Annotated in this window: 24 protein-coding genes, 1 tRNA gene and 1 other RNA gene; 16 read left to right on the forward strand and 10 right to left on the reverse strand. The window is 71.3% G+C overall.

All coding sequences use genetic code 11. From position 1 onward, the window contains the following. Nucleotides 1–139: 139 nt before the first annotated feature. Entirely contained in the window at nucleotides 140–379 is a 240-nt protein-coding gene (locus tag ACZ6N8_RS15245) for a flavin reductase (protein WP_466010434.1), read from the forward strand. 13 nt (nucleotides 380–392) lie between these two features. On the opposite strand, the gene ACZ6N8_RS15250 is transcribed toward ACZ6N8_RS15245, so the two are convergent. Further along, a complete protein-coding gene (locus tag ACZ6N8_RS15250; protein ID WP_466010436.1) occupies nucleotides 393–1,229 on the reverse strand; it encodes a class I SAM-dependent methyltransferase in 837 nt (278 codons plus the stop codon). A 105-nt stretch (nucleotides 1,230–1,334) separates the two neighbouring features. Between ACZ6N8_RS15250 and ACZ6N8_RS15255 the strand changes: the two genes are divergently transcribed. Further along, on the forward strand, nucleotides 1,335–1,703 hold the full coding sequence (locus tag ACZ6N8_RS15255; RefSeq protein ID WP_466010437.1) for an SCO4402 family protein: 369 nt from the start codon (nucleotides 1,335–1,337) through the stop codon (nucleotides 1,701–1,703). 98 nt (nucleotides 1,704–1,801) lie between these two features. On the opposite strand, the gene ACZ6N8_RS15260 is transcribed toward ACZ6N8_RS15255, so the two are convergent. Next, nucleotides 1,802–1,886 (reverse strand) — tRNA-Ser (locus tag ACZ6N8_RS15260). A gap of 82 nt (nucleotides 1,887–1,968) precedes the next feature. Between ACZ6N8_RS15260 and ffs the strand changes: the two genes are divergently transcribed. After that, an RNA gene (gene ffs, locus ACZ6N8_RS15265) (signal recognition particle sRNA small type) lies at nucleotides 1,969–2,058 on the forward strand. Nucleotides 2,059–2,248: 190 nt separating this feature from the next. Next, the gene (locus tag ACZ6N8_RS15270; RefSeq protein ID WP_466010439.1) at nucleotides 2,249–5,089 is read left to right on the forward strand and encodes a DNA polymerase III subunit gamma and tau; all 2,841 of its coding nucleotides are present in this window, start codon (nucleotides 2,249–2,251) and stop codon (nucleotides 5,087–5,089) included. Here the strand turns inward: ACZ6N8_RS15270 and ACZ6N8_RS15275 are convergent. Next, nucleotides 4,986–5,726, reverse strand: a complete 741-nt coding sequence (locus ACZ6N8_RS15275; RefSeq protein ID WP_466010441.1) for a DUF998 domain-containing protein — start codon at nucleotides 5,724–5,726, stop codon at nucleotides 4,986–4,988. The genes ACZ6N8_RS15270 and ACZ6N8_RS15275 overlap by 104 nt on opposite strands. Nucleotides 5,727–5,942: 216 nt before the next feature. On the opposite strand from ACZ6N8_RS15275, the gene ACZ6N8_RS15280 reads away from it, so the two are divergent. The 7 genes from ACZ6N8_RS15280 to ACZ6N8_RS15310 all read left to right on the forward strand — a co-directional run bounded on the left by ACZ6N8_RS15280 (nucleotide 5,943) and on the right by ACZ6N8_RS15310 (nucleotide 13,089). Next, entirely contained in the window at nucleotides 5,943–6,251 is a 309-nt protein-coding gene (locus ACZ6N8_RS15280; RefSeq protein ID WP_244296072.1) for a YbaB/EbfC family nucleoid-associated protein, read from the forward strand. Nucleotides 6,252–6,259: 8 nt separating this feature from the next. Next, nucleotides 6,260–6,853: a recombination mediator RecR gene (gene recR, locus ACZ6N8_RS15285; protein WP_357989293.1), complete on the forward strand. Its 594-nt coding sequence runs from the start codon at nucleotides 6,260–6,262 to the stop codon at nucleotides 6,851–6,853. 243 nt (nucleotides 6,854–7,096) lie between these two features. Next, nucleotides 7,097–8,770 carry an ABC transporter substrate-binding protein gene (locus tag ACZ6N8_RS15290; RefSeq protein WP_357989292.1) on the forward strand — a complete coding sequence of 558 codons (1,674 nt, stop codon included), beginning with the start codon at nucleotides 7,097–7,099 and terminating at the stop codon, nucleotides 8,768–8,770. A gap of 99 nt (nucleotides 8,771–8,869) precedes the next feature. Continuing rightward, nucleotides 8,870–9,877, forward strand: a complete 1,008-nt coding sequence (locus ACZ6N8_RS15295; RefSeq protein WP_466010442.1) for an ABC transporter permease — start codon at nucleotides 8,870–8,872, stop codon at nucleotides 9,875–9,877. Between the two features lie 65 nt (nucleotides 9,878–9,942). Then, nucleotides 9,943–10,902, forward strand: a complete 960-nt coding sequence (locus ACZ6N8_RS15300) for an ABC transporter permease (protein ID WP_466010893.1) — start codon at nucleotides 9,943–9,945, stop codon at nucleotides 10,900–10,902. A gap of 103 nt (nucleotides 10,903–11,005) precedes the next feature. Beyond that, on the forward strand, nucleotides 11,006–11,992 hold the full coding sequence (locus ACZ6N8_RS15305; protein ID WP_466010444.1) for an ABC transporter ATP-binding protein: 987 nt from the start codon (nucleotides 11,006–11,008) through the stop codon (nucleotides 11,990–11,992). Beyond that, nucleotides 11,989–13,089: an ABC transporter ATP-binding protein gene (locus ACZ6N8_RS15310; RefSeq protein WP_357989289.1), complete on the forward strand. Its 1,101-nt coding sequence runs from the start codon at nucleotides 11,989–11,991 to the stop codon at nucleotides 13,087–13,089. The genes ACZ6N8_RS15305 and ACZ6N8_RS15310 overlap by 4 nt, the downstream gene beginning before the upstream one ends. A 53-nt stretch (nucleotides 13,090–13,142) precedes the next feature. Here the strand turns inward: ACZ6N8_RS15310 and ACZ6N8_RS15315 are convergent, their stop codons facing one another. Both ACZ6N8_RS15315 and ACZ6N8_RS15320 read right to left on the reverse strand, forming a co-directional pair. Beyond that, nucleotides 13,143–13,535 (reverse strand): hypothetical protein, encoded by a 393-nt coding sequence (locus tag ACZ6N8_RS15315; RefSeq protein ID WP_466010446.1) that lies wholly within the window; start codon nucleotides 13,533–13,535, stop codon nucleotides 13,143–13,145. Then, nucleotides 13,535–14,176: an HNH endonuclease family protein gene (locus ACZ6N8_RS15320; protein WP_466010448.1), complete on the reverse strand. Its 642-nt coding sequence runs from the start codon at nucleotides 14,174–14,176 to the stop codon at nucleotides 13,535–13,537. Before ACZ6N8_RS15320 ends, ACZ6N8_RS15315 begins: the two co-directional genes overlap by 1 nt. 107 nt (nucleotides 14,177–14,283) lie before the next feature. Between ACZ6N8_RS15320 and ACZ6N8_RS15325 the strand changes: the two genes are divergently transcribed. Next, a complete protein-coding gene (locus ACZ6N8_RS15325) occupies nucleotides 14,284–15,777 on the forward strand; it encodes an MFS transporter (protein ID WP_466010450.1) in 1,494 nt (497 codons plus the stop codon). A gap of 31 nt (nucleotides 15,778–15,808) precedes the next feature. Here ACZ6N8_RS15325 and leuA read toward each other — a convergent pair whose 3' ends face one another. Both leuA and ACZ6N8_RS15335 read right to left on the reverse strand, forming a co-directional pair. Further along, nucleotides 15,809–17,560 carry a 2-isopropylmalate synthase gene (gene leuA, locus ACZ6N8_RS15330; protein WP_466010451.1) on the reverse strand — a complete coding sequence of 584 codons (1,752 nt, stop codon included), beginning with the start codon at nucleotides 17,558–17,560 and terminating at the stop codon, nucleotides 15,809–15,811. 237 nt (nucleotides 17,561–17,797) lie between these two features. Continuing rightward, nucleotides 17,798–19,069 carry an MFS transporter gene (locus tag ACZ6N8_RS15335; RefSeq protein WP_466010453.1) on the reverse strand — a complete coding sequence of 424 codons (1,272 nt, stop codon included), beginning with the start codon at nucleotides 19,067–19,069 and terminating at the stop codon, nucleotides 17,798–17,800. A gap of 68 nt (nucleotides 19,070–19,137) precedes the next feature. Between ACZ6N8_RS15335 and ACZ6N8_RS15340 the strand changes: the two genes are divergently transcribed. Further along, nucleotides 19,138–20,130, forward strand: coding sequence for an ArsR/SmtB family transcription factor (locus ACZ6N8_RS15340; RefSeq protein WP_466010454.1), 993 nt, complete (start codon nucleotides 19,138–19,140; stop codon nucleotides 20,128–20,130). 6 nt (nucleotides 20,131–20,136) lie between these two features. On the opposite strand, the gene ACZ6N8_RS15345 is transcribed toward ACZ6N8_RS15340, so the two are convergent. Both ACZ6N8_RS15345 and ACZ6N8_RS15350 read right to left on the reverse strand, forming a co-directional pair. Then, complete coding sequence (locus ACZ6N8_RS15345; RefSeq protein WP_387114535.1) at nucleotides 20,137–20,667, reverse strand: nitroreductase family protein; 531 nt, start codon at nucleotides 20,665–20,667, stop codon at nucleotides 20,137–20,139. 84 nt (nucleotides 20,668–20,751) lie between these two features. Then, complete coding sequence (locus tag ACZ6N8_RS15350; RefSeq protein ID WP_466010455.1) at nucleotides 20,752–21,543, reverse strand: hypothetical protein; 792 nt, start codon at nucleotides 21,541–21,543, stop codon at nucleotides 20,752–20,754. A gap of 257 nt (nucleotides 21,544–21,800) precedes the next feature. On the opposite strand from ACZ6N8_RS15350, the gene ACZ6N8_RS15355 reads away from it, so the two are divergent. Next, on the forward strand, nucleotides 21,801–23,066 hold the full coding sequence (locus ACZ6N8_RS15355; protein WP_466010456.1) for an aspartate kinase: 1,266 nt from the start codon (nucleotides 21,801–21,803) through the stop codon (nucleotides 23,064–23,066). Nucleotides 23,067–23,071: 5 nt separating this feature from the next. Further along, nucleotides 23,072–24,133: an aspartate-semialdehyde dehydrogenase gene (locus ACZ6N8_RS15360; protein ID WP_466010458.1), complete on the forward strand. Its 1,062-nt coding sequence runs from the start codon at nucleotides 23,072–23,074 to the stop codon at nucleotides 24,131–24,133. Nucleotides 24,134–24,147: 14 nt separating this feature from the next. Here ACZ6N8_RS15360 and ACZ6N8_RS15365 read toward each other — a convergent pair whose 3' ends face one another. Further along, entirely contained in the window at nucleotides 24,148–25,569 is a 1,422-nt protein-coding gene (locus ACZ6N8_RS15365) for a GGDEF domain-containing protein (RefSeq protein ID WP_466010460.1), read from the reverse strand. Nucleotides 25,570–25,745: 176 nt separating this feature from the next. On the opposite strand from ACZ6N8_RS15365, the gene ACZ6N8_RS15370 reads away from it, so the two are divergent. Further along, nucleotides 25,746–26,525: a phosphodiesterase gene (locus ACZ6N8_RS15370; protein WP_466010462.1), complete on the forward strand. Its 780-nt coding sequence runs from the start codon at nucleotides 25,746–25,748 to the stop codon at nucleotides 26,523–26,525. Nucleotides 26,526–26,530 lie beyond the last annotated feature (5 nt).

Below are 26,530 nucleotides of genomic sequence, written 5' to 3' on the forward strand. Positions count from 1 at the left end.
CGCTCACACCCTCGGGGGGAGCTGTGCGGCGACGGGCATTGTTCGTACTGGTCGAGGGGTTGCAGTGGTTGTCACCGGCGACGCTGGCGCCCACGGTTGCTGGGCGCGCGGGCGTTCGGCATGGCGTCGGCGCCGGCTCGTGAGCCGTCGCTACCGGGACCACCTGCCCACCCGACCCACCTGGCGTTGTCGGGCGTGCGGCATCGCCTGGCCCTGCTCGGCGGCGAAGCTGCGGCTGCTCGGGGAGTACCGGCACGACCGGCTCGCGTTGACCGTCTACCTGGCGACGCTCCAGGCCGAGGCCAGCGCACAGCTCACCGACGTCGACCCGGCCCGGTTGACCGACCGCTTCCTCTCCTGGGCCCGCGCCCGCGGCTGATCCTGTGCCTGGATCAGGGTCGCCAGATCACGACCTCGATGTCGCGCCGTCGCTCCGCGAAGCGGCAATCGTCGGCCGCCGCCGTCAACAGGCCGCGCAGGTCCGCCTCGAAGGCGGGGAGCCGGTCGGCGAACAGGTGCGGCGCCGAACTGGACAGCGAGAACACCGCCGAGGCGACCTCACCCACCGAGCGTTCCACGACCATGCCCTGTTCGACAGTGACACGGGTGGGGCCGGTGAAGCCCGCCTCGCGCATGACCTCCTCCTCACCGCCGGCGGTGCCCCTGGGCAGCCACCCCTGCCCGGCCCGGCGGATCGGCCCCAGGTAGCTGGCGACCAGCTCGTCGATCCGGGACCAGGGCGGGCGGGGGTACGGCAGCGGGTCGTCACCGGCCACGCCCCGGTGCGTGTTGGCACCGACGTGGACCCAGGCCCCGTCGGACGTGAGCAGGTCGCGGACCCGCCGGGCCACCAGCTGGCGATCCATCCAGTGGAACGACTGGGCGAACGTGACCACCCGGAACGTACCCAGGTCGGCCGGCAGATCCTCGGCGCGCAGGTGCCGCCACCCGACGTTCGTGACCCCTGCCTCACTGGCCTGGCGCTGCGCCTCCACAAGCATGTCCCGGTCCGCGTCGACACCCACCGCCGCCTCGAACAGGGGCGCGAGCAGCAACGTCAACGAGCCCGGTCCGCAGCCGACGTCGAGGAGCCGACCGGTGCCGTCCAGGTCGAGCGCGGTGTCGACGGCCTCGGCGAGTTCGGGCGGGTAGTGCCACCTGCCGACGCTGTAGTGGCCGGCGCTGCCCGCGTACAACGACTCGTCCCACTCCCACGCGGTCTCCGGCATGACGTCGATGAGACCACAGCAAAAACGCCCAGCCGACCGGTTATCGGTCTGCTGGGCTATGAGTTGGCCGGGTCACGTCTGGGGCTGGAGTAGGAGAGTTGACATATGAGCACCATCGCCTGGCCCGACCGCAGGAACGACATCATCAACGCCCTGTCCATACTCGCGGCCCTGCGACAGCACAGCAGTACGTCCTGGCCTGGCCTGACCGAAGCCGTGCATTGGCTCATTGACGACACGTTCTGGGACCATCACCAGCCCGACGACACCATCGGAACCATCCTCGCCAACACCAGCGAGGCCGATGCGATCACCGCAACCCTCGAACCTCTAACCGCCATCCTCGACGAACTCGGACCCACCGCCCCCGACGACAATTACCTCACCCACCCCAGATGGCATGAAGTCGCTCAAGCGGCAACCGACGCTCACCAACTCATGACGGCGAGGGGGAGCCAGGGTGGGTCGGAGTAGGGCAAGTGAGACGACAACTGAGGACGAGTGCGGCCGTAGAGACGACTCAGGGCCGGTTCCCCGTGGGGGCCGGCCCTGTCGTTTCCTGCTCGAGCGAGCGGAGGATACGAGATTCGAACTCGTGAGGGTGTAAACCCAACACGCTTTCCAAGCGTGCGCCCTAGGCCTCTAGGCGAATCCTCCGCGAGCCAGGATACAGGCCTCCGTCGGCCGGGCCACCCCACCACCCCCTGAAGATCGACGGGCTGTCGGGTAGGCTGGGCGTCACCTCCCGTGCGGCGGTATCTCGTGAACCTCCCCAGGGCCGGAAGGCAGCAAGGATAAGCGAGCTCTGCCGGGTGCACGGGAGGCCTTTTTGTCTCCGGAGCCCTCGATCGACTCCAGGGCGCCGATGTGGGGCCGTCCCGGGGCCGCGGACACCGCCGGATCGCCGACATGGAGTCGATCAAGCGCGGCAACCCGGGTAACCCAAGGTGTTCGGCGGGGTGGGTGGTCACCCGCGCCGGACCGGCGCAGAATGGCTCGGTCGAGAGGAGGCGGGACGAGTGACGCTGGCGCTGTACCGCAAGTACCGGCCACGTACCTTCGCCGAGATGATCGGCCAGGAGCAGGTCACCGAGCCGCTGTCACAGGCGCTGCGGAGCGGCCGACTCAACCACGCCTACCTCTTCTCCGGCCCGCGCGGCTGCGGCAAGACCTCGAGCGCCCGGATCCTGGCCCGTTCGCTCAACTGTGAGCAGGGCCCCACTCCCGAGCCGTGCGGCAAGTGCGAATCGTGCCGCTCGCTGTCCACCGACGGCGCCGGGTCGATCGACGTCATCGAGATCGACGCGGCCAGCCACGGTGGTGTGGACGACGCCCGCGACCTGCGCGAGAAGGCGTTCTTCGCGCCGGCCCGCAGCCGCTTCAAGATCTACATCATCGACGAGGCGCACATGGTCTCGACGCAGGGCTTCAACGCCCTGCTCAAGCTCGTCGAGGAGCCGCCGGAGTACGTCAAGTTCATCTTCGCCACCACCGAACCGGAGAAGGTCCTCGGCACGATCCGGTCGCGGACCCACCACTACCCGTTCCGGCTGTTCCCGCCGAAGGTGGTCCGGCCGTACCTGGAGCAGCTCTGCGAGGCGGAGGGGATCAAGGCCGAGCCGGCGGTCTTTCCGCTTGTGGTGCGCGCCGGTGGCGGCAGCATGCGGGACAGCCTCTCCGTGCTCGACCAGCTCATCGCGGGTGCCGGCCCCGAGGGAATCAGCTATGCGCGGGCCGCCGCTCTGCTCGGCGTGACCGACGCCGCGTTGATCGACGAGATGTGCGACGCGCTGGCCGCCGGGGACGGCGCCGCCGCGTACGCCACCGTCGACCGGGTCGCCGAGGCAGGGCACGACCTGCGTCGGTTCGCCTCCGACCTGCTGGAGCGGCTGCGTGACCTGATCGTCCTCCAGCAGGTGCCGGACGCCGCCGCGAAGGGTCTCATCGACGGCCCCGCCGACCAGATCGAGCGGATGGCCGCGCAGGCCTCCCAGCTCGGCCCGGGCACGCTCTCACGCTGCGCCGACATCGTGCACGACGGCCTGGTGGAGATGCGCGGCACCACAGCGCCCCGCCTGCTGCTGGAGCTGATCTGCGCCCGGATGCTGCTGCCCGGCGCCGACGACTCCACAGGCGGCCTGCTCCAGCGCCTGGAACGCATGGAACGCCGGCTCACCCTGGGCGGTGGTGACACCCAGACCACCACCCCAGGGGTACGCCCGCAGCCGGCGACCCCGGTCCCGGCTGCCGCCGCCCCGGCGCCCGCCGCCCCGGCGCCCGCCGCCGCCCCGACCTCGGCACCGCCGTGGAACGTCGACCCGACGCCGTCCCCGGGCTCCGCCAGCCCGAACCCCCCGGCCCCGAACTCGCCGGCCTCGCCCACCGACTCGCCGATCCCGGTGTCACCCGGTGCGTCGGCGACGACCGCCGCGCCGACATCCGCCGACCGGAACGCACCCGTCTCGCCGGCCGGCGGTGGGTCTCCAGCCCCGCGCCGAGCGGTGCCGCCGTCGGCGGTGCTGCCCGATCCGGCGACGCCGGAGCCGCCCCGACCTGGTGCGCCGGCCGCCGCGCTGGACGCTGTCGCGGTCCGTCGGGTCTGGCCCGACGTGGTCGGCAAGGTCAACCGGACCAACAAGCGGATCGCGGCCCTGATGCGCGACGCGGTGGTACGTGAACTCGACGGCGACATGCTGGTGCTGACGGTGAAGTCCACAGTGCTGGCCAAGATGATGGCCGACCACGCGGCGGTGCTCACCGACGCGCTCTACGAGGAGTTGGGCGGGCGCTGGCAGATCCGGTGCGAGGTAGCCGGTGAGCGGGGTGGCGTGCCGCTGTCCGGCCCGCCGCGCTCCCAGCCGACCCGCCCCGCCGCCCCGCCGCTCGACGCCGCCGCCCCGCCGAACGTGAGCGCCGGCGGCCCGACGAGCGCGCCGAGCGCGAGCGCCGCCCCGGCCGCTCCGCCGAACGCGAGCCCGGGCGCCCCGTCGAACGCGAGCCCGGGCGCCCCGTCGAACGCGAGCCCGGCTGCCTCGTCGAACGCAGGTGCTGGCGGCCCGACGGGCGCGCCGACGACCACCACCGGCGCGGGCCCGGTGAGCGCCCAGCCGAACGGCACCGCAGCCGCCGGCTCGACGAGCGCGGCACCGAACGGCAACGCCGTCGCCGGCCCGCCGGCCGCCGCGCCGAACGGCAACGCTGTCGCCGGCTCGGCGGGCGCGCCGGCTGTCGCCGAGGATGACTGGCCGGAGGCGGCACGCCCCGGCGGTGGTTCCGCTGCCGCCGAGGCGACCGACGACGAGGACTGGCCGGAGGCCGCCCGCCCGGGCGGCGCGTCGGCCGGAAACCAGCCAGGCGACGGCTCGACACCCCTGCCGAACGGCACGAACGGCGGTGGCACGAACCGCGGCGGCACGAACGGGGGCGGCGCACCAGGCGGCCCTGGCGGCGCCGGCACGGCGAACAACGGCGACAGGCCGGGTGGGCGGGGCAACCCGACACCGGCGGCCCGGCAGCCGGCGGCAGCCGGTGGCGCCCCGGTGAGCAGCGCCATCGCCGCGGCCCGCGCGGCGGCGGCGGGGCGCGGTGCGCGTACCCCTGCGGCGGCCCGGCCCACCGCGGACGCCGAATGGGCGGGCGAACCGCCCTACGACCCGGACTTCGACGGCCCGCTGCGCGGTGGTCGGCCGGGTGGCGCGGCGCCGGCGGCCCCGGTCTACGAGGGGTTCGACCCGGGTGACGAACCGCTCGACGAGGTCATCGACGAGAAGACCGCTCGGGAGTCGAGCGAGGAGCAGGCGGTACGGCTGCTCCGGGAGACCTTCGGCGCGGAGAAGATCGACGAGGTCGACGCGCGCTAGTCGGCGCCTCGGCCAGCAGGACGCCCAGGCAGCAGGCCCAGAGGGGGAAGGGCAGCACGGCGACGCGTTCCATGCCGCCCACCCCGATCCCGAGGCCCTGCTGGGCGAAGAACAGCACGGTCCCGACCAGGGCGATCACCCCGGCGGTGCGGGTGAGCGGTCGCCACCGGCCGAGCGTCGTGTTGCCCGGCGCGAAGCCGGCGAGCAGCAGGCCGACGTTGCCCAGACCCATGATCATGACTGCGCCGAGGACGTGCATGTTCTCGTCGACGTCGGCCGGGTAGACGGCCACCAGGGCGAACCCGACGGTGGACAGCAGCAGGAGCGTCTGGGCCGAGCGCACCACACCGCCGCGACCGAGGTGTCGCCAGGTCAGCAGGAGCCCGACGGCGAGCAGCACGGCGGCGAGTAGTGCCGCGGCGTTGAACAGCGGATGCCAGGGCGAGCAGACGTAGCGGGGCCTGGTGGTGTCCCAGATGCCGCAGTGGACGTTGCCGAGGTCGCTGATGTTGTGCAGCGCCCAGCTGTAGGTGGGGTCGCGCCACCGCAGGCCGGTGATCAGACTGGCGACGAGGTAGATGGGCGCCGCGGCGACCCAGCACAGCGCGGCGACCCTGCCGGTGCGATTGAGATCCATGCGGTCGAGCACACCAGCGCGGGGGTTCGCGGCGCACTACCAGCAGATGGCCAGCTCGGGGTAGGGGTAGCCGTACCCGACGGGGAGCGGGGAAGCGCCGGCGTGGGCGCGCGCCACCGGGCGGGGCGGGGTCGGTCACAGCGGTTAGGCTGGGCGGCGGCCCAGCAGACGAGTGCGAGAAGGAGCCATCCCGTGCGCCCAGGTGGACAGCCGAACATGCAGCAGATGCTGAAGCAGGCGCAGAAGATGCAGCAGCAGATCGCCGCCGCGCAGGCCGAGCTGGCCGAGGCCGAGCTGACCGGCACCGCCGGCGGTGGGCTGGTCACCGCGACGGTCTCCGGCGCCGGCGAGCTCAAGAGCATCAAGATCGACCCGAAGGCCGTCGACCCGGACGACGTGGAGACGCTTGAGGACCTGGTCGTCGCGGCCATGCACAACGCCGCCGAGGCGGCCCGTGAGCTGACCGAGCGCAAGATGGGCCCGGTCGCCGGCGGCATGGGCGGCCTCGGCCTGCCCGGTTTCTGAGCCGGCAGATGTACGAAGGTGCCATCCAGGATCTGATCGACGAGCTGGGCCGGCTGCCGGGCGTGGGCCCGAAGAGCGCCCAGCGGATCGCGTTCCACGTCCTGTCGGCGGATCCGGCCGACGTCAACCGGCTGGCCGGCGCGCTGCGCAAGGTCAAGGAGCTGGTGCGGTTCTGCACGACCTGCTACAACGTGGCCGAGTCCGAGCAGTGCCGGATCTGCCGCGACCCGCGCCGCACCAACGAGGTGCTGTGCGTGGTCGAGGAGCCCAAGGACGTGGTGGCCATCGAGCGGACCGGTGAGTTCCGCGGCCGGTACCACGTCCTCGGCGGGGCGATCAACCCGCTGGAGGGGATCGGACCGGACAATCTGCGCATCCGGGAGTTGCTGATCCGGCTCGGTGACGGATCGGTGCGGGAGCTGATCCTGGCCACCGACCCGAACACCGAGGGTGAGGCGACGGCCACCTACCTGGCGTTGATGGTGAAGCCGATGGGCATCTCGGTCACCCGGCTGGCCAGCGGGCTGCCGGTCGGCGGCGACCTGGAGTACGCCGACGAGATCACCCTGGGCAGGGCGTTCGAGGGCCGTCGGGCCGTCTGAGTCGTACCCGTGGGGGTGGTGCCGTCGACGACGGCGCCACCCCTTTGTCGTGCCCGCCGCCGCACGCATCGATGTGTCGCTCGATGTGTTGGCTGTGCCGTCGACTGTCAGACGTCCGCGCAAGGTGTCGGCTTGGTAGCGATTGCATGACGCCCGTTCCGCTTCCGGTGTGACATGTCATAGCCTCCCGCACACGGACCGAGCCACAGCTCGGCGTGGTCATGCGCATGACAGAGGTGAGAGATGCAGGCGAGAAGGCTTAAATCGGCTGTGGCCATCGCGGCCGTTGCCGCTCTGGCGGTCGGCGCGGCCGGCTGCGCGGAGAGCGAGCGCGACGGCGACAGTGGCGAGGCCAAGACTGGCGGCACCTTCATCTTCGCGGGTGCCGGTGACCCGAAGAACTTTGATCCGATCTTCAACGATGACGGTGAGTCGTTCCGGCCGGTCCGGCAGATGTTCGACACCCTGGTGAGCCACAAGCCGGGCACCGCCGAGCTTCAGGGCGGCCTGGCCGAGAGCTGGGAGCACGACCCCGAGGGCAAGGTCTGGACGTTCAAGCTCCGTCAGGGCGTGAAGTTCCACGACGGTACGCCGTTCAACGCCGCGGCGGTCTGCTTCAACTTCGACCGCTGGTACAACATGAAGGGCGCTGCCGCCCAGTCCCAGATGATCTACTACATGGACGTCTTCGGCGGCTTCGCCAAGAACGAGAACGAGGACGCCGGCAAGCCGATCTACAACAAGTGCGAGGCGAAGGACGACGGCACCGCAGTCGTCACCCTCAACCAGTACAAGGGCGCCTTCCCGGGTGCCTTCGCGCTGACCTCGCTGTCGATCGCCAGCCCGGAGGCGCTGAAGAAGTACGACGCCGACACGGTGAAGCAGAACGGCGACTCGTTCGAGTACAGCGCCTTCGCCACCACCAACCCGGTCGGCACCGGCCCGTTCACCTTCGGTGGCTGGGACAAGGCCAAGAACGAGATCACCCTGAACCGGAACCCGGACTACTACGGCGAGAAGGCCAAGGTAGACAAGATGATCATCAAGGTCATCAAGGACGAGAGCACCCGTAAGCAGGAGCTCCGTGCCGGCACCGTCCAGGGCATCGACTTCCCGGCCCCGGCCGACCGCAAGGCGCTCGAGGGCGAGGGCTTCCAGGTCATCAACCGCCCGGCGTTCAACATCCTCTACCTCGGCATCAACCAGAAGAACCCGAAGCTCAAGGACCTGCGGGTGCGCCAGGCGATCGCCTACGCGCTCAACCGCCAGCAGCTCGTGCAGACCAAGGGCCCGGGTGGCGCGAAGGTCGCCGACGAGTTCCTGCCGGACACCGTGCTCGGCTACGCCCCGGACGTGCAGAAGTACGAGTACAACCCGGACAAGGCCAAGCAGCTGCTCAAGGAGGCCGGCGCCGAGGGTCTGACGCTGAACTTCTACTACCCGCCGGACGTCTCCCGGCCGTACATGCCGAACCCGCAGGAGATCTTCACCGTCCTCGCCAACGACCTGCAGGCCGTGGGCATCAAGGTCAACGCCACTCCGCGTCCGTGGAACGGTGGCTTCAAGGACGACGTGCAGCAGTTCGGCAAGCACGACCTGCACATCCTCGGCTGGACCGGTGACTACAACGACCCGGGCAACTTCGTCGGCACGTTCTTCGGCCGCGGCAAGGCCGAGTTCGGCGACCAGTCGATGACCGAGATGTTCGACGCCATCGCCAAGGCCGACGGCACCGTCGACGAGGCCGGCAAGAAGGCGGCCTGGGAGCAGGTCAACCGGGACATCGCCGCCAAGTGGCTGCCGGCCGTTCCGGTCTGGCACGCGCCGCCGGCGATCGTCGTCACCAAGGATGTCAAGGGCCTGGTGGCCAGCCCGCTGACCGACGAGCGATTCAACACGGTCAGCATCAGCAAGTGACGTCCGTCGGCTGACGCCGTAGGCGTGAATCGGCCCGGTCCGGGGCTTTCCCCCCGGCCGGGCCGATTCCGCGATCTTTGAGAGTCTGGTGTGTGAGAGATGTTGCGAGTCATAGTCCGCCGCCTGTTGCAGCTGGTGGTGACCCTCATAGCGCTGTCGGCGCTGATCTTCATCTGGCTGCGGAACCTGCCCGGTGGCACGGTCGAGGCGCTGCTCGGCGAACGGGCCACGCCCGAGCGTCGTGAGCTGCTGACCAAGGCGCTCGGCTACGACCAGCCGATCCTGGTGCAGTACGGCAAGTTCATGCAGCGGGTGGTCACAGGCGACTTCGGCAACTCGATCCGGACCGGCGACCCGGTCACCGAGGTCATCAGCCGCGCCTTTCCGGCCACCATCGAGCTGGCCCTCGCCGCGATGATCATCGCTGTCGGTCTCGGCATTCCGCTGGGATATCTCGCGGCGCGCTGGCGGGGACGCTGGCCGGACAACCTGACCATCGCCGGCACCCTGCTCGGCATCTCGATCCCGATCTTCTTCCTGGGCTACCTGCTCAAGGACGTGTTCACCCAGAACATCCACTGGTTCCCGCCGTCGGGGCGGCTCACCACAGGCCTGGAGAACACGAACGTCACAGGGTTCTTCGTGCTCGACGGCCTGCTCACGCGCGAGTTCGACGCCAGCGCGGACGCGTTGTGGCACCTGATCCTGCCGGCGATCACGCTCGCCACCATCCCGCTGGCGGTGATCGTACGGATCACCCGGGCCAGCGTGCTCGACGTTCTCAACGAGGACTACGTACGCACCGCCGAGGCGAAGGGCCTGCGGCACCGCACCATCCGCGGCCGCCACATCCTGCGCAACGCGCTGCTGCCGGTGGTCACCACCATCGGCCTGCAGACCGGCGCGCTCCTCTCCGGCGCGGTGCTCACCGAGAAGGTCTACAACTGGGGCGGCATCGGCACACTGATCACCGACTCGATCAGCGGCGGCCGGGACTACCCGGTGCTCCAGGCGATCATCCTGCTCGCCGCGCTGGTCTTCGTGGTGGTCAACCTGCTGGTCGACCTCTCCTACGCCTTCATCGACCCGAGGGTGCGTGTGCGATGAGTGATCCGATCACCCAGCCGGGAACGCCGGCCCCCCGCAGTGGGGACGAGAAGCCACGCCCCGGCATGAGCGAGCGCAGCATCGGTGTGCTCGGTGACCGCAAGAAGGCGCGGCTCGACGAGCTGGCCCGCGCGAGCGCATCCGACCGGGGCGGGATCAGCCTCGTCCGGGACGCCGTACGCCGACTGCGCCGCAACCCGGTCGCCATCGTCGGAGCCACGATCGTCGGGCTGTTCGTCCTGGTGGCGATCTTCGCTCCGCTGATCGCCCCGCACGACCCGGTGCAGCGTTTCGACGAACTGACCAAGAACCTGACCGTGGACAGCATCCCGGGCAGCAGCAGCGAGTTCCCGCTCGGCTCCGACCCGCTCGGTCGGGACTTCCTGTCCCGCATGATCCACGGCGCGCGGCAGACGCTCTTCGTCGGCGTGGTCGCCACACTCATCGGCCTCGCCCTGGGCGTGCTCATCGGTGCGATCGCCGGTGCCTTCGGCGGCTGGGTCGACGTGGTGCTCATGCGTCTTACCGACGTGATGCTGGCCCTGCCGAGCCTGCTGCTCGCGATCACCCTGGTCGCGATGGCGAGCCGGTCGAGCCAGTGGACTGTCATCTTCGCGGTGGCAATCGTGAGCGTGCCGATCTTCGCCCGGCTGCTGCGCGGCTCGATGCTGGCGCAGCGGGAGAGCGACCACGTGCTCGCGGCCCGCGCGCTCGGCGTCAAGGAGCGCAACATCGTGCTGCGGCACATGCTGCCCAACTCGCTGACCGCTGTGATCGTGCAGGCCACGCTGACCTTCGCGGTGGCCATCCTGGACGCCGCCGCGCTGTCCTTCCTGGGCCTCGGCGACCCGGACATCAACCGGGCCGAGTGGGGCCTGATGCTCGGCGTGGACGGCCAGCGTTACTTCGAGGTCCGCCCGGAGCTGGCGTACTTCCCGGCGCTCGCGATCATCGTGGTCGCGCTCGGCTTCACCCTGCTGGGTGAGGCGATGCGCGAGGCGATCGACCCGAAGAACCGGCGGTGAGCACGGTGTGCAGGACAAGCACGGCCGCCCCGCGCCTCGGGGCAGTGAGCTCGCGAGCCCCGCGGTCGCGAGTGAAGGACCACAGCAGTGAGGAAGTGACCCGATGAGCCTGCTCGACGTCCGTGACCTGAGCGTCGTGTTCCAGCGGCGCGGCGAGCGGTCCTTCACCGCCGTCGACAAGGTCAGCTTCACCGTGGAGCCCGGCCAGACCGTCGGCCTGGTCGGCGAATCCGGCTGCGGCAAGAGCGTGACCAGCCTGGCCATCATGGGCCTGCTGCCCAAGCGGGGCAACAAGGTCACCGGCGAGGTGCTGTTCGAGGGCACCGACCTGCTGAAGCTGCGTCCCGACGACATGCGCGACAGGCGCGGCCGGGAGATCAGCATGATCTTCCAGGACCCGCTGTCCTCGCTGAACCCGGTCATCCCGATCGGCGTCCAGGTGGCCGAGGTGCTGGAGCGCCACCAGGGCCGGGACCGCAAGCAGGCGCTGCGGGAGTCCCGGGACCTGCTCGACGCGGTGGGCATCCCGGACCCGAGCAGGCGGCTCAGCGAGTATCCGCACCAGATCTCCGGCGGCATGCGCCAGCGCGCGCTCATCGCCATCGCGCTGGCCTGCAAGCCCCGGCTGCTGATCGCCGACGAGCCGACCACCGCCCTCGACGTGACCATCCAGGCGCAGATCCTCACCCTGCTCAAGCAGCTCGTCGACGAGACAGGCACCGCGCTCGTCATGATCACCCACGACCTGGGTGTGGTGGCCGGGCTCTGCGACACGGTCAACGTGCTCTACGGCGGCAAGGTGGTCGAGCGGGCGCCACGGCACGAGCTGTTCGCGCACGCCCGGCACCCGTACACCCACGGGCTGCTGAACTCGGTGCCCCGGCTCGACTCGCCGCGCGGTGAGCGGCTGCACGCGATCCGCGGGTCCGTCTCGGACAACATCCCGTGGGCCGAGGGGTGCGCGTTCGCACCGCGCTGCGACAACGTCGTGGACGCCTGCCTGGAAGGGCCGCCGCCGCTCGAACCGACCGCCACCGGCGGCGACCTCCGCTGCAACAACCCCGTCTCCGAGGAGGTGGCGGCCCGATGACCGAACCGACCGATGCCCTGATCGAGCTGCGCGACATCAAGGTCCACTTTCCGATCAAGAGCGGCCTGCTCTTCGACCGGACCGTCGGATACGTCTACGCCGTGGACGGCGTGTCGCTGAGCATCCGCAAGGGCGAGACGTACGGCCTGGTCGGCGAGTCGGGCTGCGGCAAGTCGACGCTGGGTCGAGGCCTGCTGCGGCTCGTCGAACCCACCAACGGCGAGATCATCTTCGACGGCACGGACGTCCGCGCGCTCAAGGGCGAGGCGATGCGCAAGGCCCGCCGCCGTATGCAGATGATCTTCCAGGATCCGCTCTCCAGCCTCGACCCCCGCCAGTCGGTGGAGTCGCTGCTGGTGGAGGGGCTCAAGGCGCACGGGTTGGCCGACGACAAGGTCGAGACGAACCGCCGCCTGCGGGAGACGCTGGAAGCGGTGGGCCTGCCCGCGTCGGCCCTCGGCAAGTACCCGCACGAGTTCTCCGGCGGCCAGCGCCAGCGCATCGGCATCGCCCGGGCGCTGGTGCTCAACCCGGACCTGATCGTCGCCGACGAGCCGGTCTCCGCGCTGGACGTGTCGATCCAGGCGCAGGTGCTCAACCTGCTGGAGGACCTCCAGAACGAGCGCGGCCTGACGTACCTGATCATCGCGCACGACCTGGCGGTGGTCCGGCACATCGCCGACACGGTGGGTGTCATGTACCTGGGTGGGCTTGTGGAGGAGGCGTCCAGCGACGACCTCTACCGCGAGCCGATGCACCCGTACACGCGGGCCCTCATGTCCGCGGTGCCGGTGCCCGACCCGCTGGTGGAGGACCGCCGGGAGCGGATCCTGCTCGCCGGTGACCTGCCGTCGCCGACCAACCCGCCGTCGGGCTGCCGGTTCCACACCAGGTGCCCGTGGGCGCAGCCGACCCGCTGCGCCGACGAGCGGCCGGAACTGCGCGACGTGGTCGGCGGGCACCGGGTGGCCTGCCACTTCGCCGAGGACATCGCCGCCGGCCGGATCCGGCCGCACGAGGTCGAGGTCGAGCTGGTCCGTCCGGTGGACGGCACCGGCCCGGTCGACCCGCCGGGCGAGCTGATCCCCACGCCGTGACATGGTCGGGGGCCGTCCGGTGACGGACGGCCCCCGATTCGTGTGCGGGCGACTCAGCCCTCGGGTCGGTGCAGCAGACCCACCGCCACGCCGTGCACCGCGTCAAGGCCCGCCGGGTCGGCAAGCGGTACCGACCCGCCGGTCACCGCGTACCACTCGTCCGCGTCCTTGTACTGCACCCGCAGGGTGACCTTGCCGTCCGCGTACTCGGTGCGCAGGGTCAACTCGCCGGTGACGACCCCCACCTCGTCGGTCATCACCCCACCCGGCCCGGGAACGATGTCGGCGGTCCGGCTCTGCGGGCCGGCGGCACCTGTCGAGTCCGCGACCATGCCTGCCCCCGGCACCGCGGCCGGCGTGTCGGCAGTGCCGTCGGCGGTCATCCCCGCGGCGGCCGGGGCGGTGTCACCGCTCGCCTCGCCGCCTGTCGCAGCTCCCTCACTCATCAGCAGCCTTCCAGCATGTCGGTCAGGGCGGCCTTCTCGGCACTGGTCACCGTCAACCGCCAGTGATGCTTGACCGTCACCCAGTCCTTGGCGTACTGGCACCAGTACGACCGGTTCGCCGGCTTCCACTGGGACGGATCCTGGTCACCCTTTGCCCGATTGGAGGACGCGGAAACCGCGATGAGCTGCGGACGCGTCGTGTCGTTTGCGAAGTCACCGCGTTTGGCGTTGTCCCATTCGTTGGCACCGGAACGCCAGGCGTTCGCCAACGGCACCGTGTGGTCGATGTCCACATCGGAGGGATCCGTCGCGCTGCGGCCGTCGTACACGCTCTCCCAGCGACCACCGACCACGTTGCAGCCGGAGAGCTTCACGTCCTTACCGTCGCGTTGCAGGATGCTGTCCCGCACGTCGCAGTTCTTACCGGTGTCCCGCCAGTGCGGGAAACGATCCCGGCTGTAACCCTTCATCGAGCCGGCGCTGGCGACGGTCAGCTGGCTCAACTGTTCGACGGCGTTGCCGCCGTCCCCCGGTGGCGGCGTCGCCTCCGGCTCCTCGGGCGGGACACAACCGGCCACGCCGAGCGCCAGCGCCGCGACGAGCGCGGCCACCGACGCACGCTGTCCTGATCTGGTACGCACAGACGACACCTCTCCAGCTTGCGGGCTCCCGGCGATTGCGCACAGTACCCGGGGATGGTTTCGGCGTTTCGTGGCGTCTCCCACATCCTGCAAGGCAGATTGGTGGGATGACCGCTCCCGTACCGTCACCCACGCTGAGGATGGGCACCGCCGCAGGGCGGGGGACGCTGGTCGCGGCGGTGCTCGCCTCCGGCATGGTCTTCCTGGACAGCACCGTCGTCAACGTGGCGCTGCCGAAACTCGGTCAGGATCTCGGGGCGAACGTGGCCGATCTCCAGTGGACCGTCAACGGGTACCTGCTGACGCTTGCGGCGTTCGTCCTGCTCGGCGGATCCCTCGGGGACCGCTTCGGTCGACGGCGGGTCTTCCTGATCGGGGTGCTCTGGTTCACAGTCGCCTCGGTGCTGTGCGGGCTGTCGCAGGGCACCGGCTGGCTGATCGCGGCCCGGTTCCTCCAGGGCGCGGGCGGCGCGCTGCTCACCCCCGGCTCGCTGTCGGTGCTCCAGGCCAGCTTCCACCCGGACGACAGGGGCCGGGCGATAGGCGCGTGGGCCGGGCTCTCCGGGGTGTCCACGGCGTTGGGGCCGTTCATCGGCGGCTGGCTGATCGACGCGCTGTCCTGGCGGTGGATCTTCTTCCTCAACCTGCCGATCGCCGCGCTCGTCCTGCTGGCCGCGCTGCGCTGGGTGCCGGAGAGCCGCGACGAGAACGCCTCCCGTACGCACGGGCCGGGCCGCACCCGCCGCCGCTTCGACGTGGCCGGAGCGCTGCTCGGGGCGCTCGCGCTCGCCGGCGTCACGTACGCGCTGATCGACGCGCCGGCCCGCGGGTTCGACTCGGCACCCGTGCTGGTGGCGGCGCTCGTCGGGGTGCTGGCGGCGGTGGCCTTCGTGCTCCTGGAACGCCGGCGCGGCGACACGGCCATGCTGCCCACCGGGCTGTTCAGCAGCCGGCTCTTCTCGGCGCTGAACATCTTCACTGTGGTCGTGTACGCGGCGCTCGGCGGGTTCACCTTCTTCTTCGCCGTCTACCTCCAGAACGTCGTCGAGTGGTCGGCGTTCCGTACCGGCATCGCGTTGCTGCCGATGACGCTGCTGCTGTTGGTCGGCTCGGCGCGGGCCGGCGCGCTCTCGGCGCGGATCGGCCCGCGGCTGCCGCTGGCCGTCGGGCCGGTGATCGCAGCGGCCGGGCTGCTGCTGCTGCGCGGCGTGGCACCGGGCGCGTCGTACTGGCGGGACGTCCTGCCCGGGGTGCTTCTCTTCGGCATCGGGCTGACCCTGGTGGTGGCACCTCTCACCGCGTCGGTGCTGGCCGCCGTGCAGGACCGGTTCTCCGGAGTGGCAAGCGGTTTCAACAACGCCGCGTCCCGGGCCGGCGGCCTGCTCGCGGTGGCCGCGCTGCCGCTGCTCGTCGGCCTCTCCGGCAGCGGGTACGAGCAGAAGCCGGAGCTGACGAGCGCGTTCCGCGCCTCGCTGGCGTGGTGCGCCGGGCTGCTGCTGGCCGGCGCGGTGCTGGCCCTCGTGCTGGTCCACCGGCCACCCCGCGAGGCGCCCCCGTCCCAGCCCTGCCACTCGATGCCCGCCGCCACACCCCCGAGGTAGGGCTCCTCCTCGGGGGCACGGCGGGTGCCACCTATTGGCGGGCGCGGTTGACGGCGCTGGTGACCGCCTTGATCGAGGCGGTGACGATGTTGGCGTCGGTGCCGACACCCCAGACCGTCCGGCCGTCCACCTCGCACTCCACGTACGCGGCGGCCTGCGCGTCCCCACCCGAGGAGAGCGCGTGCTCGTGGTAGTCGAGCACCCGTACGCCCACCCCTACCGACTGGAGGGCGTTCACGTACGCGTCGATCGGGCCGTTGCCGACCGCGGCGAGCGACCGCTCGTCGCCGCCCACACCGACCTCGGCCTCGATGTCGACCTTGCCGTCGGTGGTGCGGATCGTGTAGCCGGCCAGCCGGACCGCCGGGTCGGGCTGGTGGTCGAGCAGGTAGTGCGTCGCGAAGATCTCCCACATGGCGGCCGGGTCGACCTCGCCGCCGTTGTGGTCGGTGACCTGCTGGACCACCCCGGAGAACTCGATCTGGAGCCGGCGCGGCAGGTCCAGCTGGTGCTCGCTCTTCATGATGTACGCGACGCCGCCCTTGCCGGACTGCGAGTTGACCCGGATGACGGCCTCGTAGGTGCGGCCCAGGTCCTTCGGGTCGATCGGCAGGTACGGCACCGCCCAGGTGTACTCGTCGACAGGTACGCCGGCGGCCTTCGCGTCGGCGTTGAGGGCGTCGAAGCCCTTGTTGATGGCGTCCTGGTGCGAGCCGGAGAAGGCGGTGTAGACGAGGTCGCCCGCGTACGGGTGGCGTTCGTGCACCGGCAGTTGGTTGCAGTACTCGACGGCCCGGCGGATCTCGTCGATGTTCGAGAAGTCGATCATCGGGTCGATGCCCTGGGAGAAGAGGTTGAGCCCCAGCGTCACCAGGTCGACGTTGCCGGTGCGCTCGCCGTTGCCGAACAGGCAGCCCTCGATGCGGTCCGCGCCGGCCAGCAGACCCAGCTCGGCGGCGGCCACGCCGGTGCCCCTGTCGTTGTGCGGGTGCAGGCTCAGCACCACGCTGTCCCGCCGCGGCAGGTGCCTGTGCATCCACTCGATCGAGTCCGCGTACACGTTCGGGGTGGCCATCTCGACTGTCGCCGGCAGGTTGATGATCAGCGGACGGTCCGGCGTCGGGTCGATCACGTCGATGACCCGGGAGCAGACCTCCAGCGCGTACTCCAGCTCGGTGCCCGTGTAGGACTCCGGCGAGTACTCGTAGAAGATCTCGGTGTCCGGGGTGTGGATCTCCGCGTACTTCTGGCAGAGCCGAGCGCCGGAGGTGGCGATGTCGGCGATGCCGTCCTTGTCCAGGCCGAAGACCACCCGGCGCTGGAGCGTGGACGTCGAGTTGTAGAAGTGCACGATTGCCCGCTTGGCGCCGCGCAGCGACTCGAACGTCCTGTCGATCAGGTGCTCCCGGCACTGCGTGAGCACCTGGATGGTGACGTCGTCCGGGATCATGTCCTGTTCGATGAGCTGCCTGACGAAGTCGAAGTCGGTCTGGCTGGCCGACGGGAAGCCAACCTCGATCTCCTTGTAGCCCATCTGTACGAGCAGCTGGAACATCCGGCGCTTGCGCTCGGGCGACATCGGGTCGATCAGTGCCTGGTTGCCGTCCCGGAGGTCCACCGCGCACCAGCGTGGCGCGGCCTCGACGGTACGGGTGGGCCAGGTGCGGTCCGGCAGCTCCACCCGGAACTGCTCCCGGTAGGGCTGGTAGCGGTGGTACGGCATCCGGCTCGGGCGTTGCCGGGCGATCGGATCGGTCTCAGCGTCGGTGACAGGTTGAGCCATCTCGGAGTGCTCCCTGGAACATGTGGCGTCAGCAGATCGGAAGGTGTCGGCGAGGTGCCGGGCGACGGTGCGCGGCGGTGCCGAGAGGAAACTCAGATGTGCTGGACGGCGCGATGCGACTCCGCGACGAGGTGCCGGCCGGTCAGGCCTCGTCGCGGCGGCTAAGGAGGAGCAGCGCCTGCCACATGACCACGTCACCCTACGTGATGTGACGGGGGGTGGGAAGGCGGGTCCGGACTATGGGACCGGCGTCATGGCCCGCTCCGGGGCGTCGGCGCCCAGCCTCGGCGTCCGTTGCGCCCAGGCCACCGCCGGCACGATCGCCGCCGCCACCAGCACGAAGATCGCTGCCGTCGGTAACCAACCCCACCCGCCGGTGCTCACCCCGAGGGCGGTCAGTCCCGCCGGGGCGATCAGGTACTGCACCTGCTCGCCGAGCCGCAGCGCCCCCACGTACGCGCCGCGCTGGTCGTCCGGCGGCAGGGTGGCGGTGAGCCCCCAGGTGCCCGCTGACTCGATCAGCTCGGCCAGGATCAGCACCGTCGCGGCGGCCACCAGCACCACCACGGTGAGCGGGCCCCGGGTGACCCCGGAGATCGGCAGGACCAGGCAGGACAGGGCGATCAGCAGGCCACCACGGCGGGAGGCCCGCGCCGCGCCCTCGGCGGTGTCGGCGCCCCTGCTGACGCGTACCTGGAGCAGCACGATCAGGACCGTGTTGAGCAGCACGAGCGCGGCGATCACGGTCTTCGGGGCGTCGGTGTGGGTGAGGATCCAGAGCGGCAGCACCGTCAGGTAGAGCACCCCGTGCGCGGTGAGCAGCCCGGACAGCAGGGACACCGCCATGAACGGCCGGTCCCGCAGGACGGCGAGCCGACCCATCGGCTCCACCGGCCGGGTCACCTGAGGCAGCCGGGGCAGCCGCCGTACGAACAGCGCCGTGAGCAGGAAGACAGTCGAGATGAACCAGACCATTCCCCGGTACGCCTCGATCGTGTCCACGGCCAGAACCAGGCCGCTGATCACTGCGCCCAGCCCGAATCCGACGTTCAGCGACGAACGCTGGTAGGCCATCGCCGTGACCCGTTCGGCAGGCGGGAGAGCGTTGATCGAGTAGACCTGACGGGCCACACCTGTCGACGCGTCCACTGCCGCCAGCGCCACCACCACGGCGAGGAATCCCGCGAAGCCGCCCACGAACGGGTAGGTGGCGAAGAGCGCGGCGTTCAGCACCAGCCCCACCACCCAGACCCGCTGCGGCCCGTACCGGTCGGTGAGGCCACCCAGCGGCACCGTGCCGAGCAGCGACACTCCCGCCGCGATGGACAGCCCCAACCCGACCTGGGTGGCGCTGAGCCCGAGCGCCCTGGTGAAGAAGACGGCGCTGCCGGCGTGGAACAGGCCGCTGCCGACGGCGTAGACCATTGCCTGTACGGCCAGGGCGCGGGTCAGCCCGGCCGGCGGTACGACGTGTCGGACAACTGTGTGGATGGTGTCTCTGGCCCCCATGGGCGGTGAGTGAATCGTGTCCCCATGGTTCCGGTCGAACCTTTTAGGCTGGACCGAATCGTGCGGGGGTGCGTGTGTCCGAGTTGCGGTTCAGCCTGGCCGACGTCGCCGGAGTCCGGCTCGCCGTGTCGCCGGTCAACGAGACCGTCCTGAGCATGTGGGCGCTGGCCAACCCGCTCCGCTACGCGGTGCACCTGCCCTGGATCGACCGCGCCCGGGTGACGCTGCGCCGTCCGGAGGTCGCCGCCCCGGTGCGACCGCTGACGGAGCTGACCTGGCAGGGCTGCCCGTTGCCCGACTTCCTCACCCCGGCGGCCCGACCGAACGTGGAGATGGCCGAGCAGCTCGACCAGCTCGCGGCGACGCCACCGGCAGTGGTGGTCAAGGATCTGCTGGCCACCACCGCGCGCCGGCCGCTCAGTCCGTTCGGGCTGGCGCTTCTGGGCGACCCTCGCGGGCTGCTGCCGCAGCTCGTCGACGCGGTGCGGGTCTGGTACGACGAGGCGATCGCCCCGGACTGGCCGCGGATACGCGCGCTGCTCGACGCCGACGTGGCGTACCGGGCCGCCCAGCTCGCCGAGAACGGCGCCGGTCGGTTCTTCGAGCAGCTGCACCCGAGCCTGCGCTGGCTCGGTGACCGGGTGGTCAGCGACGACCCGTTCGAACGGGACTTCGACCTGCGCGATCGTGGGCTGGCGCTGAGTCCGGCCCTGTTCACCGACCGGCGGGTGCTGTGGAACCTTCTGGAGGACTCGGTGCCGGCCGGGGCGTACCCGGTCCGGGCGGTCGGGACGCTCTGGGAGGCGGCCGCGACGCCGTCCGGCGATCCGCTGGCACGGGTGGTCGGCCCAGGCCGGGCCGCGCTGCTGCACCTGCTCGACACGTCGTCGACCACCACCGACCTGGCCCGACTCACCGGGATGTCCGCCGGGAACGTCTCCCAGCACCTGGCCGCGCTGCACGCAGCCGGCCTGGTCGGTAGGTCCCGGCAGGGTCGGCACGTCCTCTACCGCAACACCGACGCCGCGCACGTCCTGCTCCGGGCCAGCCGGGGCGGGTGAGCCCGATCAGCGGAGCAGCAGGTCGGCGACCGGGTGACGGTGCCGCAGGCCGGTCTCCAGGGCGAGCAGCTCGGCCGGGAGGCCGTACGGGTCCCCGAGGCGGCCGACGGCGGCGACCACCAGCGGGCGGACGCCGTCGGGCAGGTCCAGTTCGGTGGTGAGGCCGGCCCGGTCGAAACGGGTGAGTTGGTGCACGTGCAGGCCGAGCGCGGTGGCCTGCACGGTCAGGTGGGCGATCGCCTGACCCAGGTCGTACGCGGCCCGCTCGGCGTCGCGCCCGGTGTGCGCGCCGACCACCAGGGTAGCGGCGTTGCGGGCCCAGCCCTGGTCGTCGTCCGGGAGGTTGATCAGGATCCGCTTCCAGATCTCGTCCTCGCGGTGACCGAGGGCGAACCGCCAGGGCTGCCCGTTCTCCGTCGACGGCGCCCAGCGGGCCGCCTCCAGCAGCGAGGCCGCCTCGTCCGGGGTGAGTGCGGCGCTCGGGTCGAACGCCCGTGGACTCCAGCGGTACGCGAGCAGCGGAGTGAGGTCAGCCATGCGACAGATCGTCCTGTATGGGCGATTCGCCACTCAGTCTGGGTAGTCTAAATGTGGTCAAGAGCACCCGTAACGGGACGAAGATCAGGACGTTCCCGCGCTCGGGCTGTCCGACGGGTCAGCGGTAGGCGTCGGCGGAGCCTCGGTCCCGAGCGGTTCGCCGTCCGTCACCGGGCCGGCCAGCTGGACGGTGGCCGGCGGCGGCCCGGGCGGGGCGGCCAGCCGCAGCGTCCCGTTACCGGTGCGGACGCCTGTCGGTGTGCCGTCCCGGTCGTAGCAGTAGATGCCCACGTCCAGCGGGGCGTTGAGCGAGGCGGTCGTGGAGTCCACCGAGTAGCAGGTCCCGGTCAGGCCCTTCGGTGCGCTGGCGGGGGCGACGGCGAGCGGGGCCCGCCGGTCGGTGAGCACGTCCAACCAGTCGGTGAACGGATGCTGGACCCGAGGGTCCAGCCGGCGCGGGAGGGGCTCGTCGCGGTCGCCGACACGTACGCAGCTCGCCGACTCCGGCCGACCGGGCGACGGCAGGGCGCACTGGAACAACCCGTCGGCGGTGGCTGCCAACGAGACGTCCACCGTGCCGCCCAGCGCGCCACCCGGCACGTCGACCCGCCAGCTGCCGTCGTTCGCGCTCGTGAACACGACCATGCGGTCCGGCTGGCCGGCCCGGCTGTGCACGTACTGGGCCACCAGCCGGCGGTCCTGAGCTGCCGCCGCGAGCGCGGCCAACTCGTCCCGGGCGGCGTCCACCTGGGCGGGCGGGCTGTCGGTGGGCGGCGGGGGCGCGGGCTGCTCATCGGCGCAGGCGACCAGGCACGCCGGCAGGGCGAGCACGAGCGGCCCGAGCACGCGGCCGGCCGAGCGGAGAAGGACGGGCACCGGCTCATTCTGGTGGGTGACGGCGGCTGGTGGGGACCGGCACGTGCCGCGCCCGCTCCGGCGTGTCGGGTCGGGCCGCTCCGGCGTACCGCCGCCCTGGCCAGCGGGGCCGCGCCGTCCCGGACGGGCCGGATGGTGGGATCACCTGACCCGCCGTCGTTACCCGCCGGATACCCTCAAGGGGTCTGACACGCGCCGCCGGCCCCGGTTCCGGCGGCGTCGGCACGCTCAGGGTCGCTGGGAGGGAGTGCACCGTCGTGGCACTCGTGGTGCAGAAGTACGGCGGGTCCTCCGTCGCCAACGCCGAGCGGATCAAGCGGGTGGCCGAGCGCATCGTCGCCGCCCGCAAGGCCGGCGACGACGTGGTGGTGGTGGTCTCCGCGATGGGTGACACCACCGACGAACTGCTCGACCTGGCCAACCAGGTCAGCCCGCTGCCGCCGGGCCGCGAACTGGACATGCTGCTCACCGCCGGGGAACGGATCTCGATGGCCCTGCTGGCCATGGCCATCCACAACCTGGGGTACGAGGCCCGCTCGTTCACCGGCTCGCAGGCCGGCGTGATCACCACGTCGGTGCACGGCCGCGCACGGATCATCGACGTCACCCCGGGGCGGCTCAAGGGCGCGCTGGACGAGGGTTCGGTGGTCATCGTGGCCGGCTTCCAGGGCGTCTCGCAGGACACCAAGGACGTCACCACCCTGGGCCGCGGCGGTTCGGACACCACTGCGGTGGCGCTCGCCGCCGCGCTGCACGCCGACGTGTGCGAGATCTACACCGACGTGGACGGCATCTTCACCGCCGACCCGCGGATCGTCCCCAACGCCCGGCACATCCAGCAGATCACCTACGAGGAGATGCTGGAGCTGGCCGCGTGCGGCGCGAAGGTGCTGCATCTGCGTAGCGTGGAGTACGCCCGGCGGGCGGGGTTGCCGATCCACGTCCGTTCGTCATACTCGACCAACACCGGCACGATGGTCACCGGATCGATGGAGGACCCTTCCGTGGAGCAGGCACTGATCACCGGGGTCGCGCACGACCGTAGCGAGGCCAAGATCACGATCGTCGGGGTGCCCGACGAGCCGGGTGCCGCCGCGCGGATCTTCGACACCGTCGCCGGCGCCGAGATCAACATCGACATGATCGTGCAGAACGTCTCCACCGAGGGCACCGGCCGCACGGACATCTCGTTCACCCTGCCCAAGGCCGACGGCCCGACCGCGATGGCCGCACTCAGCAAGATCCAGGAGCCGGTCAAGTTCAAGGGCCTGCTGTACGACGACCACGTCGGCAAGGTCTCGCTCATCGGCGCCGGCATGCGCTCGCACCCCGGTGTGGCCGCCGGCTTCTTCGCCGCCCTCGGCGCGGCAGGGGTCAACATCGAGATGATCTCCACCTCCGAGATCCGGGTCTCCGTGGTCTGCCGCGACACCGACCTCGACGCCGCCGTACGCGCCATCCACGACGCGTTCGAGCTGGGCGGCGACACCGAAGCCGTGGTCTACGCGGGGACGGGTAGGTAGCGCCGATGACGGCGCTGCCCACCCTCGCCGTGGTCGGAGCGACAGGTGCCGTCGGCACCGTGATGTGTGAGCTGCTCACCGGTCGCCGCAACGTCTGGGGTGAGATCCGTCTGCTCGCCTCCGAACGCTCGGTCGGGCGGCGGGTCCGCTGCCGGGGCGAGGAACTCGTCGTCCAGGCGCTGACCCCGGAGGCGTTCGACGGCGTCGACGTGGCGATGTTCGACGTGCCGGACGAGGTTTCCGCCGAGTGGGCGCCTGTCGCGGTCGGCCGGGGCGCGATCGTGGTGGACAACTCAGGCGCGTTCCGGATGGACCGGGACGTCCCGCTCGTCGTTCCGGAGATCAACCCCGAGCAGGTCCGCAACCGGCCCCGGGGCATCATCGCGAACGCCAACTGCACCACCCTCGCGATGATCATCGCGGTGGCTCCGCTGCACCGTGAGTACGGCCTACGGGAGCTGGTGCTCGCCTCCTACCAGGCGGTCTCCGGCTCCGGGCAGGCCGGCGTCGAGATCCTGCACGACCAGCTCGCCAAGGTCGCCGGCGACCGCCTGCTCGGCTCGCGTACCGGCGACGTGCGGCAGGCAGTCGGCGACGACCTGGGCCCGTTCCCCGCGCCGCTCGCGCTCAACGTGGTGCCCTGGGCCGGCTCGGCGGCCGACAGCGGCTGGTCGTCCGAGGAGATGAAGATCCGCAACGAGTCTCGCAAGATCCTCGGCCTGCCCGACCTCAAGGTGTCCGCCACCTGCGTACGCGTGCCGGTGGTGACCGCCCACTCGGTGGCCGTACACGCGGTCTTCGCCACCGAGGTGGACGCCGAGGGCGCCCGCGAGGCGTTGCGCAACGCCCCCGGGGTGATCGTCGTCGACGACCCCGGCGCGGGCGAGTTCCCGATGCCGATCGACGCGGTCGGCACCGACCCGTCCTGGGTCGGCCGGATCCGGCGCGCCCTGGACGACCCCCGCGCGCTCGACTTCTTCGTCACCGGCGACAACCTGCGCAAGGGCGCGGCCCTCAACACCGCCCAGATCGCCGAGCTGCTGGCCAAGGAGTTGAAGACCTCCTGACCCGAGGGTCGGGGTCAGGCGGCGGACAGCTGCACGCCGTCCCTGCCCTGGCGTTTCACCGCGTAGAGGGCCTGGTCCGCCCTGCGGAGCGTGCGATCGGGTGACTCGCCCGGACGGGGCAGCGCGACACCCACGCTGATGGTGCGGCCGACGCGCCGGGCCGCCTCGGTCAGCCGCTCCGCGATCCGGACCGCCTCCTCCGGGCGGCTCACCTCGATCACCGCGACGAACTCGTCCCCGCCGATCCGGTACAGCTCGTCGCCGTGCCGCAGCGCACCCTCCAGGGCCCGGGCCAACCCGACCAGCACCTGGTCGCCGGCCTGGTGGCCGTACGTGTCGTTCACCGTCTTGAAGCCGTCCACGTCGATCGCCAGCAGAGCCGTACGCCCCGGGGTGGCCGCCGCGATCCGCTGCCCGAACGGGCCGGTGTGCCGCAGCCCGGTCAACGGGTCCGAACTGGCCTGTTCCCGCAGGCGAGCGAGGGTGCGCAGCCGGTCCAGGGTCGTCCAGGCCTGCCCGGCCAGCAGTTCCATGAGGCTGACGGTTGTCGGGTCCGGGCGCAGGGACCGTTCGTCGGCGACCAGCAGCACCCCGCCGGCGTCGGCTGGCCCGACCGGGACGGCGACAAGTGTGCGTACCCCGGCCCGGGTCAGCGGCTGGTAGTCCTCGGTCGGCGGGTGCCCCGCCTCACCGAGGGTGTAGCCGGCGCCGTACCGGTGCGCCCGCTCGATCATCCGGGCGAGCGCCGCGGGTTCCGCCTCGGTCAGCTCGACCCGGATCCGGGTCTCCAACCCGTTCGGATCCAGCGGCGCCGGCCCGATCCGGACCTCGCCCGCGTCGGCGATCAGCAGCACCGCCGTGGAGAGGGTGGAGACCTCCCGGGCGGCGCGGGTGGCCACGCCCAGCACGTCACCCTCGGTGGGCGCGGAGGAGAGCGCTGCGGCGTGCCGGAGCAGCTTCTCACTGCGGCTCTCCGCCGGCGGGCCGCCGAGGGCCGTGATCCGCGCGCCGAGCCGGGCGGCCAGCCGCTGCGCGACCTCCCGCCACGGGGTCAGGTCGACCGGATCGGTCCACTGCAGGTCGAGCACGCCGATGGTCCGGCCGTCCGGGTCGGTGACCGGTACGCACAGCTCGGCGGTCACGTCGGGGCGTACCGGGAGGTAGTCCGGATCGACGGTGACGTCGGGGACGACCGCCGTGACGCCTGTCGCGTACACCCGGCCGACGATGCCGGTGCGGGCCGGCACGGTGGCGAACACCTGCCACGCCCCGGTCGCCGCGATGCAGCGCAGCCGGTCCTGGACCTCGAGCAGCACGGAGATCGTCGCCGAGGTGTGGCGGGACAGCGCGGTGACGGTCCACCGACAGGCTTCCGGCGTGGTCGACGCCATCGGCAGACGGACGGTGACGTCGCGGACAAATTGCTGATGATCCACTCGCACGTCGTTCCAGGTAGGGGAGGGGCCGACGATCAAGGGTACTTCCGCGGGGAGGGACCGACCTTCGTACACATGTGCTATCCACAGGCTGTGGACGGAGCCTGTGGGCTCGGGACGCCACGCGGCGCGCTCCGGCGATAGCGTGGAACTCCCGGCGCGGAGGAGGCGAGCCCATGCTCATCGCCCAGCTCAGTGACCCGCATCTGACGACCGGCCTGCTCGCCGCCGCCCCGGCCGCCGGGCTGCACGGCGCGCTCGGCCGCGTGCTGGCGCTGCGACCCCGACCGGACTGCGTGGTCATCACCGGCGACCTGGTCGACCACGGGCGCCCCGACGAGTACGCGGCGCTGCGCGAGCTGATCGGCCGCTTTCCCCTCCCGGTGTACCTGGTCGCCGGCAACCACGACGACCGGGAGTCCCTGCTCGACGCGTTCGGTGGCACGCCCTGGCTGGGCGGCGGCTTCTCCGCCTACTACCACGTTGACCACGAGGCGGCGACCATCGTGGTCCTCGACTCGCTGATCCCCGGCAGCGACGGCGGCCAGCTCGGCGAGGAGCAGCTCGGCTGGCTCGACGGCGTCCTCTCCGGGCGGCCCGAGGTGCCCGCCGTGGTCTGCCTGCACCACCCGCCGGTCGCGGCCGGCATCCCGGCGGCCGACGCGATCCGGCTCGCCGACGGCGCCGCGCTCGCCGAGGTGGTCGGCCGGCACCGGCACGTCGTGCGGGTCGCCGCCGGGCACCTGCACCGCCCGGTCACCACCGGGTACGCCGGCACTGTGCTCACCGTGGCCCCCAGCACCTGGAGGCAGAGCACCCTCACCATGGCCGCCGACGAACAGATCGGCTGGGTCGCCGAGCCCACCTCCTTCCTGCTGCACCTGGTCGAGTCGGGCGGGTGCGTGACGCACACCGTGCAGGTCAGCCACTCCGCCGGCCAGACCTGCGGCTTCTGACGGCG

This window comes from Micromonospora sp. NPDC047521 (assembly GCF_055587305.1).

What these genes read in the sequence shown, in the direction of transcription:
- ACZ6N8_RS15275 (WP_466010441.1), bottom strand. Translation starts at nt 5,726, where the DNA reads ATGGATCTCAATCGCACCGGCAGGGTCGCCGCGCTGTGCTGGGTCGCC.
- ACZ6N8_RS15370 (WP_466010462.1), top strand. Translation starts at nt 25,746, where the DNA reads ATGCTCATCGCCCAGCTCAGTGACCCGCATCTGACGACCGGCCTGCTC.
- ACZ6N8_RS15255 (WP_466010437.1), top strand. Translation starts at nt 1,335, where the DNA reads ATGAGCACCATCGCCTGGCCCGACCGCAGGAACGACATCATCAACGCC.
- ACZ6N8_RS15250 (WP_466010436.1), bottom strand. Translation starts at nt 1,229, where the DNA reads ATGCCGGAGACCGCGTGGGAGTGGGACGAGTCGTTGTACGCGGGCAGC.
- ACZ6N8_RS15290 (WP_357989292.1), top strand. Translation starts at nt 7,097, where the DNA reads ATGCAGGCGAGAAGGCTTAAATCGGCTGTGGCCATCGCGGCCGTTGCC.
- ACZ6N8_RS15315 (WP_466010446.1), bottom strand. Translation starts at nt 13,535, where the DNA reads ATGAGTGAGGGAGCTGCGACAGGCGGCGAGGCGAGCGGTGACACCGCC.
- ACZ6N8_RS15325 (WP_466010450.1), top strand. Translation starts at nt 14,284, where the DNA reads ATGACCGCTCCCGTACCGTCACCCACGCTGAGGATGGGCACCGCCGCA.
- ACZ6N8_RS15300 (WP_466010893.1), top strand. Translation starts at nt 9,943, where the DNA reads ATGAGCGAGCGCAGCATCGGTGTGCTCGGTGACCGCAAGAAGGCGCGG.
- ACZ6N8_RS15305 (WP_466010444.1), top strand. Translation starts at nt 11,006, where the DNA reads ATGAGCCTGCTCGACGTCCGTGACCTGAGCGTCGTGTTCCAGCGGCGC.
- ACZ6N8_RS15345 (WP_387114535.1), bottom strand. Translation starts at nt 20,667, where the DNA reads ATGGCTGACCTCACTCCGCTGCTCGCGTACCGCTGGAGTCCACGGGCG.
- ACZ6N8_RS15295 (WP_466010442.1), top strand. Translation starts at nt 8,870, where the DNA reads ATGTTGCGAGTCATAGTCCGCCGCCTGTTGCAGCTGGTGGTGACCCTC.
- recR (WP_357989293.1), top strand. Translation starts at nt 6,260, where the DNA reads ATGTACGAAGGTGCCATCCAGGATCTGATCGACGAGCTGGGCCGGCTG.
- ACZ6N8_RS15310 (WP_357989289.1), top strand. Translation starts at nt 11,989, where the DNA reads ATGACCGAACCGACCGATGCCCTGATCGAGCTGCGCGACATCAAGGTC.
- ACZ6N8_RS15360 (WP_466010458.1), top strand. Translation starts at nt 23,072, where the DNA reads ATGACGGCGCTGCCCACCCTCGCCGTGGTCGGAGCGACAGGTGCCGTC.
- ACZ6N8_RS15280 (WP_244296072.1), top strand. Translation starts at nt 5,943, where the DNA reads ATGCAGCAGATGCTGAAGCAGGCGCAGAAGATGCAGCAGCAGATCGCC.
- leuA (WP_466010451.1), bottom strand. Translation starts at nt 17,560, where the DNA reads ATGGCTCAACCTGTCACCGACGCTGAGACCGATCCGATCGCCCGGCAA.
- ACZ6N8_RS15335 (WP_466010453.1), bottom strand. Translation starts at nt 19,069, where the DNA reads ATGGGGGCCAGAGACACCATCCACACAGTTGTCCGACACGTCGTACCG.